The sequence below is a fragment of the Pseudoalteromonas sp. T1lg22 genome (assembly GCF_002964645.1).
GTDB lineage: Bacteria > Pseudomonadota > Gammaproteobacteria > Enterobacterales > Alteromonadaceae > Pseudoalteromonas.
In genome coordinates, this window is sequence record NZ_PQBY01000013.1 from 41889 (window position 1) to 58145 (window position 16257).

General features: G+C 49.7%; 10 protein-coding genes. 7 read left to right on the top strand and 3 right to left on the bottom strand.

The features are described 5' to 3' along the window. The first annotated feature begins 46 nt into the window (after positions 1 to 46). Positions 47 to 859 carry an alpha/beta fold hydrolase gene (locus C2M24_RS07300; protein WP_105213804.1) on the top strand — a complete coding sequence of 271 codons (813 nt, stop codon included), beginning with the start codon at positions 47 to 49 and terminating at the stop codon, positions 857 to 859. Here the strand turns inward: C2M24_RS07300 and C2M24_RS07305 are convergent. After that, positions 835 to 1509 (bottom strand): M15 family metallopeptidase, encoded by a 675-nt coding sequence (locus C2M24_RS07305; protein ID WP_105213806.1) that lies wholly within the window; start codon positions 1507 to 1509, stop codon positions 835 to 837. The genes C2M24_RS07300 and C2M24_RS07305 overlap by 25 nt on opposite strands. Before the next feature lie 155 nt (positions 1510 to 1664). Continuing rightward, entirely contained in the window at positions 1665 to 7238 is a 5574-nt protein-coding gene (locus C2M24_RS07310) for a S8 family serine peptidase (RefSeq protein WP_105213809.1), read from the bottom strand. Between the two features lie 379 nt (positions 7239 to 7617). On the opposite strand from C2M24_RS07310, the gene C2M24_RS07315 reads away from it, so the two are divergent. The 5 genes from C2M24_RS07315 to C2M24_RS07335 all read left to right on the top strand — a co-directional run bounded on the left by C2M24_RS07315 (position 7618) and on the right by C2M24_RS07335 (position 11314). Then, positions 7618 to 8457 (top strand): MipA/OmpV family protein, encoded by an 840-nt coding sequence (locus C2M24_RS07315; RefSeq protein WP_105213811.1) that lies wholly within the window; start codon positions 7618 to 7620, stop codon positions 8455 to 8457. Positions 8458 to 8472: 15 nt separating this feature from the next. After that, a complete protein-coding gene (locus C2M24_RS07320; protein WP_105201262.1) occupies positions 8473 to 8847 on the top strand; it encodes a DUF3019 domain-containing protein in 375 nt (124 codons plus the stop codon). Between the two features lie 2 nt (positions 8848 to 8849). Then, the gene (locus C2M24_RS07325) at positions 8850 to 9539 is read left to right on the top strand and encodes a response regulator transcription factor (RefSeq protein WP_158683709.1); all 690 of its coding nucleotides are present in this window, start codon (positions 8850 to 8852) and stop codon (positions 9537 to 9539) included. Beyond that, positions 9532 to 10737 (top strand): ATP-binding protein, encoded by a 1206-nt coding sequence (locus C2M24_RS07330; protein ID WP_158683710.1) that lies wholly within the window; start codon positions 9532 to 9534, stop codon positions 10735 to 10737. The genes C2M24_RS07325 and C2M24_RS07330 overlap by 8 nt, the downstream gene beginning before the upstream one ends. 211 nt (positions 10738 to 10948) lie before the next feature. Further along, positions 10949 to 11314: a DUF1232 domain-containing protein gene (locus C2M24_RS07335; protein WP_105213817.1), complete on the top strand. Its 366-nt coding sequence runs from the start codon at positions 10949 to 10951 to the stop codon at positions 11312 to 11314. On the opposite strand, the gene C2M24_RS07340 is transcribed toward C2M24_RS07335, so the two are convergent. Continuing rightward, the gene (locus C2M24_RS07340) at positions 11311 to 14169 is read right to left on the bottom strand and encodes an FAD-binding and (Fe-S)-binding domain-containing protein (protein ID WP_105213819.1); all 2859 of its coding nucleotides are present in this window, start codon (positions 14167 to 14169) and stop codon (positions 11311 to 11313) included. The two genes, C2M24_RS07335 and C2M24_RS07340, sit on opposite strands and share 4 nt — an antisense overlap. A 280-nt stretch (positions 14170 to 14449) precedes the next feature. Here C2M24_RS07340 and C2M24_RS07345 point away from each other — a divergent pair, with 280 nt between their 5' ends. Further along, positions 14450 to 16255 (top strand): glycoside hydrolase family 3 N-terminal domain-containing protein, encoded by a 1806-nt coding sequence (locus C2M24_RS07345; protein WP_105214544.1) that lies wholly within the window; start codon positions 14450 to 14452, stop codon positions 16253 to 16255. Positions 16256 to 16257: the final 2 nt, after the last annotated feature.

Here is a 16257-nt window from a genome sequence, read left to right on the forward strand (position 1 = left end):
CAATAAATTAAAACATAGAGTTAAAAATTAAATTTTGGATGTCAGGATGACTAAATTTAGTGCCATTCTATTGCTGCTTATCTCCCTTAGCCTCAATGCCAAAGTCGCTTATGTGGCCTTGGGTGACTATCGGGTCGAATACGAATTGCGAGGCGACTCTAAAGCCACCTTGCTGCTCGAGGCCGGTGGCTCGGCCGGCCTAGAAGACTGGAACCCCATCTATGACCGGCTTACCAGCGAGTATCGTACCCTGCGCTATTCACGTATTGGTAACGGCGGTTCCACCGCGGTGCGCAAAAATTACAGCTCAGAAGAATACGCCGATGAGGCGCTGGCACTGCTTGATGCCCTGAAAATTGATGGTCCGGTTATTTATATCGCCCACTCGTATGGAGCCTATATTGCCCGTACCTTCACCGCTCGATATCCAGAAAAAGTAGCGGCGCTAATGCTTATCGAGCCGGCGTCCGAGCATGATGTTGATATTATGCGCCAGATCGATTTAGCCAAGGCGGAGCAGGAAATAGCCGAGGTAAAGCGTGATGACATGAAAAACGGTATGTCGAATCAGTACCTCGACTTTTGGGCTAAACGCCCCTTGCCCGATCACCCGGAGATAGCCGATATTCCGGTAACGGTGATCGCCTCGATTAAGCGCTATGAAAATCCGCCGCTGTTATTTTATACCGATAAGGCCAGAGTGATGTGGGGCGAACTGCACAGAGATTGGGCGTTGGCCTTCCCGCAAGGGAAAATCGTCCTCACGGATAAAAGCTACCATTTTCCGCAACGGGATGAGCCCGAGATGGTGCTCGAGGAAATTAAGGCGCTGGTTCAGCGCACTACAAAGTCAAAATAGGTATTGGGATATGGCTGGGGTTTCAATGAAAAGTGCCACCATTCCAAGGGGTAAGGAGCGAAGCCCTGGGCCATCATTAAATCCCGCAACAAGTAACGGTTTTTTCGCTGCGCCTCACTAATGCGTGGGTCGTCTGTGTTCGATAAAGTATCGAACATATCAAAGGGCGAACCCATATCCAGTTCTTTGCCACTGCTGCTGTCCACCAGGGTCAAATCGACCGTGGCGCCACGACTGTGGCCGGACTGAGCGGCAATATAGCCTCCCAATAACTTATCCTTAGCTAAATTCGGATAGTACTCGGCCTTGGTTTCAATATCGTTATCATCTTCAACCCAGCGCACAAAATGATCCACCGCTCGCTGCGGCCGATAACAATCAAACACCTTAAGAGTCAGGCCCTTTGCTTTGGCTGTCTGCTGTACTTGCGCCAACGCCTTAGCTGCATTGCGCTGTAAAATGCACTTAGGCGCCTCATAACCCTCTACTTTAATGCCAACGAAATTGTTACTGCCAAAGTAGCGAATATCCATTTCTATGCTGGGGTCCAGCTCGCCTAGGGCAATAAAGTCCTCGGGCATAACATTGTTCGAGCTAGCACATGCAGAAAATAATAATGGAGCAATACAGAAGATAATCTGCTTTTTCATAAAGCCAAGCCTAATCACTTGAAAGTTGTTTATTTAACATACCCCAATTAAAACAGTGGATAAAGGTCACTGCATCCCTTTGGTTTTAACAGGCATAAAAAATGCCGCTTACTGAGAGAGTAAGCGGCATTAAGCTGTTAACTAGGTTGGGTTAGTTAAGCTTTTTTACGGCGTAACCAGGCTAGTGGGCTAAGTAGTAATAACCAGGCTAGTGAACCTGAGCTTGATTTGCTCTCTGGCTCTGGCACTACTGTGATTTGCTCAGCAGTAATAGTGACAACTACTTCACGTGTCGTGACCATTTCACCATCGCTTACACTTACAGTGAAGGTATGCTCACCTTCGCTCAGGCCAGTCACATTGGTTACAGCCGAGTTTGGAGACTCAATTGTACCCGGACCTTCCCACTCAAATGTGATTTCATCGCCGTCAACGTCCGTTGAAGCACTGGCATCTAAAGTCACCATGTTACCTTCGGTTGCTGAGATAGTGGTTTGTGCTACTTCAGCAGTTGGTGCTGTGTTTGCGCTCTCAACAGTGACTACTACTTCGCTTGTAGTGACTAATTCGCCATCGCTTACACTTACAGTGAAAGTATGTTCACCTTCGCTCAGGCCAGTCACATTGGTTACAGCTGAGTTTGGAGACTCAATTGTACCCGGACCTTCCCACTCAAATGTGATTTCATCACCATCAATATCCGTCGAAGCACTGGCATCTAAAGTAATGCTGTCACCTTCTATCGCCGAGATAGCGGTTTGAGCTACTACAGATGTTGGCGCATCATTTACATTAACAACAGTTAGCATGAAGGTTGTGCTCACCGCATCCGTTGGATTCTCGACGTCAGCAACTTTTACCGTTACTTCGATTTCGCCGAAGAAATCTTCCGCAGGAGTAATGGTCACGGTATCGCCATCCACTTCGGCAGTCATGTTGTCACCGCTGACAATAACTTCATTCACTGAGTTAAGTTCGTCAATATATGCCACATCAAAGCTAACTGACTCACCTTCATTGGTAGTCATGTCTTCCAGCTCAATCACTGTGATATTGCTTGAAACAGACAGGGTGTGTGACTTAACCATGGTTTCCATGCCATCCACTTCAATAGTCGCAGTGAACTCCATATCACGACCTGCAGACGCAGAGGTGATATCGGCCCAGGCGGTAACTTCGAACTGTGATGACTCAGGACCCACATAGTCCATACAGATAACCATGCCGTCTTTAACCACTTCATCAACCTCATTGAAATTGATAGAGCGACCTAGGTATCCCTCAAGTGGACCACGGTTGTATATTTGACCTTTATAGCCCTGAACACCGATGCTACCGCGAGTATTAGTTGAGCCGAAATCAATGTTGTCATAAGCCAAGTAGATTTCGTGCTGGTTGTCGCCGAAGCGAGTATGCGGCGTAAAGATAACTTCAAAGTCAAAAGAGCTGTCCTTTTTCTCCCACTGGTTTTGACCTGTTGCACGGTCATAACCTATGTAAGAGTAGTCAGAGGCATTATCCCATTCAACAATGGCCCAGGTACCTGTAGTCGCTAGGGTAATCCCCTCTTGTGCACTTAAACCAACGCCTAGTACATCGTTCGGGAAGCCTGGGAACCAGCCACGCCAAAGTGGACCAATTGCCTCGTATGGGAAGCTGTCATACGGGAACTTAGTGACAATCGGGTTAAAGTGTCTTACTGGGCCGAAACTAAGCTTACCGTTACCATGAATCGCCATAGTGCCAAATTCAACATTCTTCGCTTCGGCATTGTTGTACAGACTTACTTCGTTAACACCATTGAACAAGGTATTCACTGGAATTGAATAACCACGGTCATAGGTGATGGTGTTGCTCTCATCAAAGCCTGACAGGATGGGTGTTAAACCGAATCGTGAAAGGTCAACGTACCCGCCCGGGTTTGAATTACCGAAGTTCGGTGTACGACAGAACTCGTCTGTGATGTTGTTAGTCACAATGTAATCAGGCGCTACGTCACGCGTATCTTCTTGAGTACCAGTGATAATCAGTTTGCCATCTGCTACTTCGATATTCACATCACCGCGTGAACTCAAAACATTTTGCTCACTAATATTCAGGCCTTCTGGAATATCGGCTGTGAAGGTAAACTCACGATCCATACCCGTGTTGTTTGGCAACACTTCGAAGGTAAAGGGTACTTTATCCCCGATATTAGCTTTAGTCTGCGGCACATCTAAGTGAACACGGTCTACGCCACGATCTAGCTTAAATGGGATAGAACCTAGGTTACCGGCATTGGCTTCAGACGTACCTACATCGATGGTACTGTAGAATACATCATCTAGCTCCATGTCCATGTTCCAGGCGATATTCATATCTACCTTGTTGATACCGTCGCTCGCCGGTAATGACGCTGTGATTGAACCGTCAACTTCATCACTAACGACGGCTACCGCATATTTAAAGGTTTCTTCAACACCAGCTTGTCCAGATTTGTTGCTGTTGTAAACCATATACCAATATTCACCTTCTTCAGGGTTATTGATATTACAGAAGTTGGCATAACTAATGTGGCTAGATACACACAAAATCTCGTCTTGTGGCTGGATTTGACCATCACCATTGTAGTCTTTACCCACATAAATAAGTGGGTTACCGATGTTCAATGTCCCTTCAAGCTCAGACTCGACCACGCCTAAGGTTTCAACAATCAAGCGCTTCGAATTCGCAGCAACGGTCACAAAACCTGTATGCACTGCTTCATCAATAATGTCTTCCTCTGCAGGAACCGTTGTACGGTTCATTGCCCAAGGGAATGTACGGTCATCATCTTTCGGCAAAGTAATGGTTTTAACATCCGCTTTTACCGGCTTGTAAGCACGGGCAACCGGGCTATCAACAAGTGGCATGGTGATGCCTTTAGCCACATAGGTGTCGTTATTCGCATGCGCTACCGCACTTAGGCGCGAAGGCAATTCACCACGGTCATATTTAAATGCCATTGGCCAATGCGCATCTGGAATACCTTCTTCCTGAGCCAGGAAGATAAGGTTGGTGTGCAGCTCAACTTCTGAGTTTGAGAACCAATCCTGGGTATCCATGACCGAGGCTTTTACTATGATAGTTTGCGTTTCACCGGCTTTCAGCGAGAAGGTCTCTGGGATGATTTCAATGTTCACACCATTTTGAGCGGCTTGCGAGCGCATATCAAACGCCCAGTTCACTACGTCTTCGTGGCTAACCGTCCAGGTACCGTCTTTAGTTGCTTTAACCGTACGTACCCACTGACACTCAGGAGCACAGGAGAAGTCAACCAGGTTAGGCATGTTCAGCTGATGTGGTGTACCACCATTGTATGGGTCGGCTGCAAGGAAGTTATCAGCAGACTCATCCATGATAAGGCCTGATTTAACCGCATTGGCAACGTTAATACGACCGGTACCGGCACGGTAGATCTGTGCTTTGTCAGACTCGCTGCCTTCTTGGTTTAGACGCCAGTATTGTACTTCGTTGTCAGTTGTCATCATCAGCGCCGATTGTACCTCGGCCGCCGTCCACTCTGGGTTTGCCTGACGGATCAAGGCCATGGCACCGGCTACATGAGGAGAAGCCATCGACGTACCACTCATCAAGGTATAATCTTGACCGAAAGGTGTTGATACAAACGGATGTTCATCCGATGCTGCGGCATAGATATCTACACCCGGAGCAGCAAGTGTAGGCGCGAGGATTTCAACGTTCGAGTATGAAGGACCACGAGACGAGAAGTTAGCCAGCCAATCGGCATCTTCTTCGTTTATGCGGCGCTCGATAACCGTTGGTTTAATGGTGATCATATGGCCCATTTCAGTTGAGCTATCTACCCAGTCTTCCAGGCCATCATCTGGATAAACACCATTCCACTGATTGTAGGTAAAGTGCACACCAGGCAATGAGTAGCCTTCAGGCACTGTGCCCTGGTCGCGATTGCGGTTGAACATAATGAAGGCATCGGCACCGCCGGCTTTTACATTATCCACCTTGGCGGTACGGGCATTAGCATTTGGATCTTGTGGATCGTGACGCTGACAGATTACGATAACGTCCGTAGAGCCGTCTGCCGCACCAGGGATAGCTGTGCCGTCTTTGAAGAAGTCAAAAGTACCAGCCGGGTATTCCGACTCACAGTAGCCGTTAGAGTCTTTAACACCGTTAACGTCTTCGTAGTCTTTCGCCCAAACTACTACACCTGTTACTTCTTCGTTGTTGATTGAGCCACCAACAAGGCCCATATCCGCCCATTTAGGTACTTCCGAGCCCAGTGCTGGGTCGATAAAGCCAGCGTATTCAACGGCGGTATCGATAGCCACGGTACGACCATGTGTCGTTGCCGCTACCTGAGCCAACCAAGGTGACGAGTTATCAAGGTAACCCAGACACTCAGAGCCACCACAGACGCCTGTGCCCGAGTTACCCGCTGCCGCGGCAACGTTGATACCCGCTTCACGCGCTGATAGGAAGGCTAGTTGAACTGGGTCTGCCCATACGTTTGAGTCGGCACCACCGATTGAGAAGTTGATAACATCAACGCCATCAGAAATCGCGTCTTCGATTCCCGCTACCAGTGCTTCACCGGGACAACCGCGGTAACCACTTTCGTTTGATGAGTGACAGACTTGATAAGAAATGATGTTGGCGTGCGGGGCCACACCCGAAATTTCAGGGAATAACGCCTCAGCAAGTACAACACCATCTTGGTTCTCACCTGTACCAGCCATCATGTAAGGTACGTCTTTTACAACGTTACCCGCTGCGGTAGAGGCTACGTGTGAACCGTGACCCTGATAGTCTTCACCAATGGCTGGCCAGCCTGGGATCATCGCAGAAAATGAATCTGTGATGATGTCGTATGAACGTACGCCGATCAGCTTGTCATTACACTGAATGTGCTCAGCATCTTCAACACAGTCACCCACGTATTGGCCTGCGCCCCACGGGTTGGTGTGGTCATAGCCGTCACCGCCGACATCAGCGAATGAAGGGTGGTCTGAGTTAATACCGGTATCGATAATACCGATGATTTGACCTTCCCCCTTGTGCTTTACTCCCGTAGGAGAAGCCATGCCAGACCAAACCTGATCCGCAGCAATTTGCTTAGGGCCTTGATCTGAAAGTAAATCGTAATGTTTAGAACGCATAACCGAGGCAACGCTGCCCAAGTTAGCAATGCGCGCCGCTTCCTGTTCTGTCATTTTCACCGAGAAGCCGTTGATAGCTTTGGTGAATTGACGACGCATTTCGGTGCGGCCGGTTACTGCCGTCACTTCCTGCATCACGCTTTGTTGCTTAGAACGCAATTGACGCTCATAAGTGATTACCGCTTTAGAAGTCGGTTGACCACGCTCGAATAGTTTGCCCGTGTTGTCACCGATTGAACGCGTTAGCGCTGAATTGGGATCCTGTGCGGCAACGGCAACAGACGCATCGCGCAGACGCACGATGTAGATATGTTCACCTTCGATGTTTTCCTTAACAAACTTACTTCCATGCGCGTTTAGTTGTACGTTTACGCCTTGTACATCGGCACTGTTCAAGCCTTGAGTATTTAGTTCTTGTTGTAGTGCTTGAACGCCTTCAAGGGTAAGGCTAGGTGCTTTAAGTTTATTCTCCGCGCTGACCGAATGGTCATTAGCATTAACGGCGGCATACAAAGATGTAGCGCTAAACAGTGCCACACCAACCGCTGTTGCGATGGTTGTTTTTTTCATGATGGACCCTAACTTAGTAAGTAATTAAGTTGTAATTTCGAACCAGCCGAAATTTTTTAACAGCCCGATTCAACCACATTAACAACACCCATCACCAACAACTCTTTGTACACTTTTGTACAACAACAAAACAAAATAGACACACTAAATTAACACGGGGAACAGAAGGTAACCTGTACTGGGATTAATGTAGCAATTTGTACATTGAATTCTATTAACAATTTAAAAATTCCATATAAATCATTGAAATACATTATCGAGCAAATATTTATCTTGGATTGATGCTTTGCCAAACCCCCTACACTGCGCTAACGTGGCTTGCGTAATATCGACAAATAATTAAGATTCAGTTAACGCAGAGAAGGAATACAACTGAAACATGAATAAACATATCGCCCTTGCGTGTACATTATTTTCCGCCTCGGTACTGAGCCAGGATGCGCCCAGCGAGTCGGCACAATATATTGAGGTAGGTACATTAGAGGCGTCTGTCGCCGTTGGATACGGTGGCATCGAAAACCCAATTCAAGGGGCGGAACACGTCACTTCTGTTCTTCTGCCGCACCTGGCTTATTATGGTGAGAAATGGTACTTCGACGATTTTGCTCTGGGCTACAGTTTGCACCAGGATAAATCTTGGTACGTCGATATTATTGGCTCATTTAACGAAGACGGTTTTTTCTTCGAGCTTGACGGCATAGATAAGCTCTTTGCCACCTCGGCGGTGCGCAATTCGCCGCGCCCGGGAAGACCCAACGCCACACCTATCGAACTCACTCCCATAGAGCGCAGCCTGGCCTACGAAGGCGGTCTGGCGCTCGGCTACAGTGCAAAAAACTGGGGCCTTGAACTTAGTACCCTGCATGATATCAGCGGTGTGCATAATGGCTTGGAAAACAAGTTTATAGCCTATTACAGTCAAGACTTGCTTGGCGGCCAGTTTGTCATGGAGGCCGGAGTGACCCATAAAAGCACCGAACTCATCGAGTATTACTATCGCATCCATCCGGGCGAGGCATTGTCGCGCATCCCCAGATATGATTTGAATAGTGCGCTAAATTATCACCTTAAATTTGAGTACAAATACCGCCTTAGCGAGCAATTAAGTGCTATGCTAAATATCTCAAATACGTGGATTGACAACGATTTAAGTGATACACCTATGTTTGATCGAGACCAGTATATGACTGGCTTTACCGGGATTACTTTTGAGTTTTAGCAGTACTAACATCTCATGCTAGTTAATTACTTTGTTGCCTTATCAATGCTGCCGGCATCCATGCAATCTGCTGTGGAGGGTACCCTTAAGGTGTCTCCACACACCTGCATTGGCGAGCTACAAGCCACTAGCTGCACAATGGAAATTCATGTCAATGCGGTATCGGCAGCAGCAGAGCAACTGTGCATCAGTATTGCTCTGCCAAAGCGGCAATATGAGTGTTTTAACGGCAACCGGGTGTCGGTGACCTATCAGGTGACACTTGAAACCAACACCACCATCACCCTGACCGATCAATCCGGAATGGTACTGGCAGAACAAAAATTAGAGGTGGGGAAACTCGCCTCAAAAAACTATCGCGTAAGAAGACGTTTTGGTTGGGGTATTTAACATTGACGCACCAGGTTCTACTTATAGAAGACGACAAGGAGTTAGCCAGTCTAATTAGTCGTTACTTAAGCAAAAATGGACTTGATGTAAACATAGTAAATAGTATCGCCGCCTTTAAGGCTCACTTCGACCAACTGCAGCCGGATATCATTCTCTGCGACGTCATGCTCCCGGATGGCAATGGTTTTGAACTCTTTCCCCAGTTAAAAAAGCACTTTAGTTGCCCGGTTTTATTTTTAACGGCCCTCGATTCGGATCGCTCGCAAATAAAAGGGCTTAATCTGGGTGCCAATGATTATTTGATTAAACCTATTCGCCCCGAGCTGCTACTGGCGCGCATCAATAATAGCCTGCGCTTAAGCGGCAAAGGTGAGGCCACCAAGGCCATAGGGCAATTAAAACTCGATACCACGCACCGACTTTTACACTGTAAAGAGCAACAGCTCAATCTCAATGACGATGAAGTGCGGCTGTTTAGTCTTTTTATCCAGCACTATCCCACCCCCTTATCGAGGGAGACCTTGTTCAAGGAAATCATCGGCCGTGAGTACGATGGCCTGGATCGCGCCGCCGATCTTAAAGTGAGCCGTTTGCGCCGCAAAATTCGCGATCATGGCATTGAAGGGCTGGACATTATTTCTATTCGTGGCGAAGGCTACCTGCTGCAAGTACCGACCGAGCAAGATGCGTAAGCAGTTTTTTCGTCTCTACGTATTTATCATTGTTAGTGTTATCGCAGCGCTGATCGCCTTTGGGCAGATCTACCAAAACTATGTATTTGAACAATCCCCCAGCATTGCCCTGCCGGTAAGCCAGTGGCCAGCGCTCATTGATAACAAGGGCGACAACCTGGTTAGTTTAGCGCGCCGGGATCTGGCCTTACCACCGGCCTTGGCACAACAACTTAACGAGCAGAAAATGCTGACCGTGATCCAAAGCGAAGGCAACTTCGTTTATGTTCTTGGCAGCGGCGATAAGGCCGATACTGTGTATCGCATCGGCCCCATTACCGTGGCGCCGCCACCGGATGAGCACAGCATCTATTTTTTGTTAGTCTATAGTGCCATTGCGCTTCTTGTGATGTCTTTTATCTGGCCAGTATTCAAAGATTTGGCTGAACTAAAACGCGCCTCTCGACGCTTCGCCAGAGAAAAGAAAGCCTTTAGCGCCAAGGTAAAGCCCAGTTCAACCGTCTACCCCTTGGCGCAAACCCTGAGCGATATGGCCGAGCGCATCAGTAAGTTTATTCAACTGCACGAAGACTTATCACGGATCATTTCCCATGAAATTCGCACGCCGCTGTCGCGCATGCGCTTTATTCTCTCCCTGCACAGCGAACTCGATGAAGAAATTCAGCGCACCATGGCACGTAATATCGACGAGATAGAAAACCGCCTGTGCCAGTACCTGGACTTTGCCCGGGTCGAATACCTAACTCAACCCCTGCAACTGCAGGCACTTGATGCAAAAGAGTTTATTAATCAAGAAGCGAAAAAGAATCAGCTCTTTACCGATGTCAATATCGAGACTAAGGTGGCCTTGGACAAGCTCTATTGCGAACCAAATAGCTTTGCCATCCTAGTGCAGAACCTGCTTTTTAACGGCGTTAAGTATGCTCAACATCAAGTGATCTTAAGGCTTCAACAACAGGAGCAGATGCAAGTAATTGAGGTTTACGACGACGGTCCGGGCCTGCCCAACGACGCCGTGTCCTTGTTAGCGCCCTTTTCATCTTCCAAAGACAGCGCGGTGGCCAGTGGTTACGGCCTGGGGCTTTATATAGTCGAGCGCATCTGTTTATGGCATGGGGGACAGATGACTTTGGGCAAACATCCCGAAACCGGTGGCGCCCATATTCGCATCAGCTGGCCGCGACAAATCGAAATCTAGCCCAGCTTTTCATCAAGCCAACTTATCGAGATGGCTCAAATACCAAGACCTGTATTTGCGCTTGGATAGTTAGGAATCAACTTGGTTAGACATTTCCTTTACTGTTGTGCCCTTTAACTCGACCACGCCTGGCGCTAGAGCGATGGCGTAACTGGCTGTAATATTATTTTGTCCCCACCCGAGCTAACTTTGTTTCAGCAGGAGGGGAAAAATGAACAAGAGAACCGTTACACCTGAACGCGCTCAAGCGTCAAGGGCACATGGCGTACAGGCAGCAGCAAGCTGGCTCTTTAATTTGGCCCACGCAGTACTAGCGCGTATTTTACTGCTGTACTACGCCATCAGTGGCGATACCTGCACCCCGTTACACCGCCTCGCTTTATGCGCAACTCTGGCCTATGTGGCTTTTCCTTACGACCTGATCACCGATACATACCCAAGCCTAGGTTTACTAGACGACATTTTATTGCTGGCCGAGGCCGCCGTGTCCCTGCTTGCCTGTATCGATGCCAGGGCCAAGGTTCTTGCCGAGCTCAAAGCCCACCAATTACTGCTTAAGGCTCGCTCCCTCGTCTAGCTAGCGAGTGCCGCCGCTCGCTCATCCAACAAAGCCAGCAGGGAAGAGAAGGTCACTCCACTGTGCCTTGTTAGACCAATCTCACAGGTACGGCTGTTAGAGTAGCCCACAGTACAACCTTGGGGTTTGCTGGCGCTAACATGGCGTAGTGCATGCTCATTTAGCTGGGGGTGAGTAAAGCCCTTATCACCGGCAAACCCACAACAACTCACCTCCGTAGTGCTGACCTTGGAACTAAGCGCCCTGGCCACGTTCAGCATGGCGCTACCAGCATCCAAATGCTGCGAACTACAGGTAATATGCAGCCACAAAGGCTGGTCGCTGGTTTCAATTACCAAGCGAGGCAATAAATATTCGCTGGCAAAACCCAGGCTATCCAGCACCCGAATTGGGCTGCTTTCTTCTTGCTGGCTTTGCTTTTCTTGGGGTTGGCTTTGCAGGGCACAGGGACTGGCGTCCATAACCACGGGCCAGCGCCCGTGCTCGCTCAATTGCGTGATGATTTCCTGTAATTGCTGCTGTTTTTGTGTGGCCACCTCAGCCAATCCCTTGCTTTGCCAAGGCATGCCACAGCATAACTCGGCTATCTCTTCGGGTATTACCAGGGTCAGCCCTGCCTTGTCGCACAGGCTTTGCAGCGTCTGCTGCACACTTTGCTCGGTGGCATTGGCAAAAATACGGTTGCCGCAACTGGGCACATACACCACCTTATCGCCGTCGATAACCTGGCCGCTAGTCTGCTCGCCATGCTGCGCCTTGGGCCAGGCACTAAAGTAGAGCGGCGTACCAAAACGCTGCTGCAATTGGGCACTAAAACGCTCAAGACGCTGCGCCCCCAGCAGTTTGGCGCTTAAATGAGCGCCGCGTACACCCACTCGTGCCAGAGCGCTGGTCATGGCAAAGTGATTTGCACTCCAGGTAGCGATTTTAGTGATCACAGTTTTGTTAGCCATCTGCTTGGCGCGCAGCGACTTGATATAGGCTCCGGTATCAATGCCAACTGGACAGCGAGTGGCGCATAAGCCGGTGGCGGCACAGCTGTCTATGGCCAGAAGTTGATAACCCTGTTGCACAGCGGCCAGACGTCGATAGGCGTCCTTGTCTTTGAACTCGTGATTAAGCAATTGTTGCTCATGGCGTTTTAGGCTGATGCGCTGGCGCGGCGTAAGGGTGTATTCCTTGGAGGGGCACACAGGCTCACAAAAACCACATTCGATACATTTATCTATGTGCGCATCACTGGCGGGCATGGCTTTAACATGCTGCACATGAGCGCGGGGGTCGGCGTTGATGATCACCCCGGGATTTAAAATCCCTTGAGCGTCAAATAACTGCTTAATTTGCTGCATAACAGCATAGCCCTCATCGCCCCATTCGAGCGCCACAAAGGGTGCCATATTACGTCCGGTGCCATGCTCCGCCTTTAAAGAGCCCTTGAGTTCCACCGCCACCAAGTGCGCCACATCGGCCATAAATGCCTCGTAACGCTCAACCTGCTCTGGGCTATCGAAGGCCTGAGTAAAGACAAAATGCAGATTCCCGGCCAGGGCATGACCGAAAATAATGGCCTCCGTGTAGCCATGCTTATCAAACAAGTGATGCAGCGCCTTAATGCCCCGGCTTAAGTCCGCCAAGGCAAAGGCCACATCTTCAATGATCACAGTAGTGCCGGTTTTACGCACCGCTCCCACCGCCGGAAAGGTGCCCTTGCGCACATTCCAAAGCGCCTGTGCCAGCTCGGCATCGTCGCTCAAGGGATACTGATGCACCAGCTGCTCTTGATATTGCGCCAAAATGGTATTGACCGAGCTCGTCAGCCCATCGAGTGCCTGCTGATTTTCTTCGCTAATTTCGATCAGCAAGGCCGTGGCCTCGGGGGGGAAGTCGGCGACATTTTGCGGCATCACCGCATGCCCCTGCACCGATAAAAGCGCCCTTTTATCCAGCATTTCCACTGCGGCTATGGGCAAGGCGTTTAGTTGCTCAATAAGGGCACAGGCGCTGTCGACATCGGCAAAGGTAAATAATCCGGTGCGTTTAAAGGCAGGCTCAATAACCGTGTTGTAAGTAATGTTGGCGATAAAGCCTAAAGTGCCCTCAGAGCCTATCATCAGGTGTTTAATGATCTCTATGCCGTCAATGTGATCCACCAGAGCATTAAGGCCATAGCCAGTGGTATTTTTTAAGCGATATTTATGAGCGATGCGCTCACTTAACCCCTGGTTATCACGCACTTGCTGCGCCAACTGTTCAAGGGAGTTCAGCAGCTCTGCATGACTTTGCCGAAACGCCGCCTTGGATTGCTCATCCGCGGTATCGAGGCAGGTGCCATCGGCAAGGATAATCGCCATGTCCTTTAAGGTGTGGTAACTGTTGTGTTTCACCCCGCAGCACATGCCAGAGGCATTATTGGCAGCGATACCACCGATTTTACAGCTATTGATAGAGGCCGGATCCGGGCCGATTTTGCGCCCATAAGGAGCCAGAATGCGGTTCACTCGGGCGCCGACCAAAGAAGGCGATAGGCTGATCCAACTGCCATCCTCGCCCACCTTATAATCTTGCCAATCATCACTGAGCAGTACCAGTATGCTATCGCTAATGGCCTGACCGGAAAGACTGGTGCCGGCGGCTCTAAAGGTGACAGGTAATTTATATTCGCCGGCGCTTAACAACACCTTTTGTACCTGCTCGGCGCTTTTGACCAGCACCACACATTGAGGCGTTAAGCGATAAAAGCTGGCATCCGTGCCCAGGGCATAACGCAAGGCATAATCTGTGATCACTTGCTCGCGGCCGAGGACTGTGGTCATGGCATCAATGAAGGCTTCCATAGCCTTAGGGGACTCTGACATAATGAGGCACTAGCTATAACATGGTTGCCCTAGCATAGCTGGGAATAAAATATTATTAAACTCGTATTCATAGATCAGTACTGATATATAAAGAATAGATGGCCATGCTGTGTATTAGTCGCGCCTAAAGCGCTTGTGCTCATGGTATTAATAACTATAGAATCTTGAATACTTTATTCCAAGGGAGCTCGCCATGATTTTCCGCCGCCTAGTCAGTGCCTTGACGCTTCGCCTGCAAGCCAACAGACTAGCCAAATTCGCCACTTTAGGATGTGTATTTATGAGTGCATCTAGCCTAGCCGCCCCGGCGCTTACGCTAAAACAGCAAATCGGCCAAAAACTCATGCTGGATTTTCGCTACTACTGCGAGGATAAGGATATTAGCAGCGCCCGCTGCCGTGCGCCTATGACCACCTTACCAGCGCCTTTGGCAGAGCTGCTGACGCAGCAGCAAATCGGCGGTGTGATCCTGTTTGCGGAAAACCTTGAAAACAGCGCACAAATGGTCGAACTCACCCAGCAATTGCAAAGAGCGGCACAGCAAAGTGAGCTTGGCGCCCCGCTCTTTATCAGTATCGATCAGGAAGGTGGCCGGGTTGCCCGTATTCCCCGGGAACTAGGCACCGCCATGACCGGCAATATGTCTATCGGCGCTACCTATGCGCGCCATGGCACCGACTTTGCCCGCCGCAGTGCCGAAGTGATTGCCACTGAGCTGAACGCCTTGGGCATTAACCTCAATTATGCGCCCACGGTCGATGTGAATATGAACCCGGATAATCCGGTGATCAATGTTCGCTCCTTTGGTGAAGACCCTCAGCTTGTGGCCGAGCTTGGCGGCGCTCAGGTCGATGCCTACCAGCAGCACCAGGTGATAGCTGCGTTAAAGCACTTTCCCGGCCATGGCGACACCAATGTCGACAGCCACACCGGCTTGCCACGGGTGGCCCATGATAAGGCGCAGGTGATGGCCCAGGATATAGCTCCTTTTAAACAGATTATCGATGCCGGACATGCTCCAGGCATGATCATGACCGCCCATATTCAATATCCGGCGCTCGACAACAGCACCTTTGTCAGCAAGGACGGCGATACCATGATCAAACCGGCGACCATGTCCCGCGCCATTATGACCGACTTGCTGCGCGATGAGCTCGGGTATAGCGGCGTCACCATCACGGATGCGCTGGATATGGCCGGGATCAGCCACTTTTTTAGCGCCGAAGATGCGGTGATCAACACCTTTAAGGCCGGGGTGGATATTGCCCTGATGCCCATAGCCGTGCGTAACCAAGACGATATCGCCAAGCTCAACGCGCTCATTGATGCCCTAGAAAAAGCGGTGCAATCAGGCGAGCTGGATGCCACAGAATTTAAGCAATCCGCATCCCGGATTATGGCGCTTAAGGCCAGCTATCAGTTACTACCCAAGCACCACAAAAAGCTAAGTAAACAGCAGGCCGTCGCCAAGCAAGTGCTAGGTAACCCTAAGCACCGTGCTTTAGAGGCTGAGCTTGCCAGTGCCGCCATCACGGATATAAAGAATGGCAAGAACACTGCAAGCATGCTTAAAAACGCCAAAAGCGTGGCCATCATTATGCCCGACACCCGCAAGTGCATGGCCCTGGAGCAAGCGCTGCAAGCAAATTTGAAAGACACCCAATTCCACTGCTTGAGCCTGCAAGGCCATGATCCCGTTAAGACGCAGGCGCTGATAGCAGAGGTTGATCTTGTCATCGCCGGAAATGCCAGCCCAGCGCAAAGCGCGGTGGAAATTGGCGGTATGGACGACAGCGATGCCATTGCCGCATTTGCCCTGAGTCAGGCGCAGCAACCAGACGCCCTGGAGCGCTTATTAAAGCAGGCTAAAAACACACAAAAGCCCACGGTTTTTGTGAGCCTGCGCGCGCCCTATGATATTGCCCGCTTTGGCTCTTATGCCGATGCCATACTGGCCACCTACGCTTATAACATAGACGTGGATGACGGCGAAACGGTGCAAGGTCCAGCCTTTAACGCCCTGGCCAAGGTGTTGCTTGGACAACAAATCCCAAGCGGACAATTACCTGTTACTATTAAACAATAATC

What these genes read in the sequence shown, in the direction of transcription:
- C2M24_RS07320 (WP_105201262.1), top strand. Translation starts at nt 8,473, where the DNA reads ATGCTAGTTAATTACTTTGTTGCCTTATCAATGCTGCCGGCATCCATG.
- C2M24_RS07300 (WP_105213804.1), top strand. Translation starts at nt 47, where the DNA reads ATGACTAAATTTAGTGCCATTCTATTGCTGCTTATCTCCCTTAGCCTC.
- C2M24_RS07340 (WP_105213819.1), bottom strand. Translation starts at nt 14,169, where the DNA reads ATGTCAGAGTCCCCTAAGGCTATGGAAGCCTTCATTGATGCCATGACC.
- C2M24_RS07330 (WP_158683710.1), top strand. Translation starts at nt 9,532, where the DNA reads ATGCGTAAGCAGTTTTTTCGTCTCTACGTATTTATCATTGTTAGTGTT.
- C2M24_RS07305 (WP_105213806.1), bottom strand. Translation starts at nt 1,509, where the DNA reads ATGAAAAAGCAGATTATCTTCTGTATTGCTCCATTATTATTTTCTGCA.
- C2M24_RS07335 (WP_105213817.1), top strand. Translation starts at nt 10,949, where the DNA reads ATGAACAAGAGAACCGTTACACCTGAACGCGCTCAAGCGTCAAGGGCA.
- C2M24_RS07315 (WP_105213811.1), top strand. Translation starts at nt 7,618, where the DNA reads ATGAATAAACATATCGCCCTTGCGTGTACATTATTTTCCGCCTCGGTA.
- C2M24_RS07310 (WP_105213809.1), bottom strand. Translation starts at nt 7,238, where the DNA reads ATGAAAAAAACAACCATCGCAACAGCGGTTGGTGTGGCACTGTTTAGC.
- C2M24_RS07345 (WP_105214544.1), top strand. Translation starts at nt 14,450, where the DNA reads ATGAGTGCATCTAGCCTAGCCGCCCCGGCGCTTACGCTAAAACAGCAA.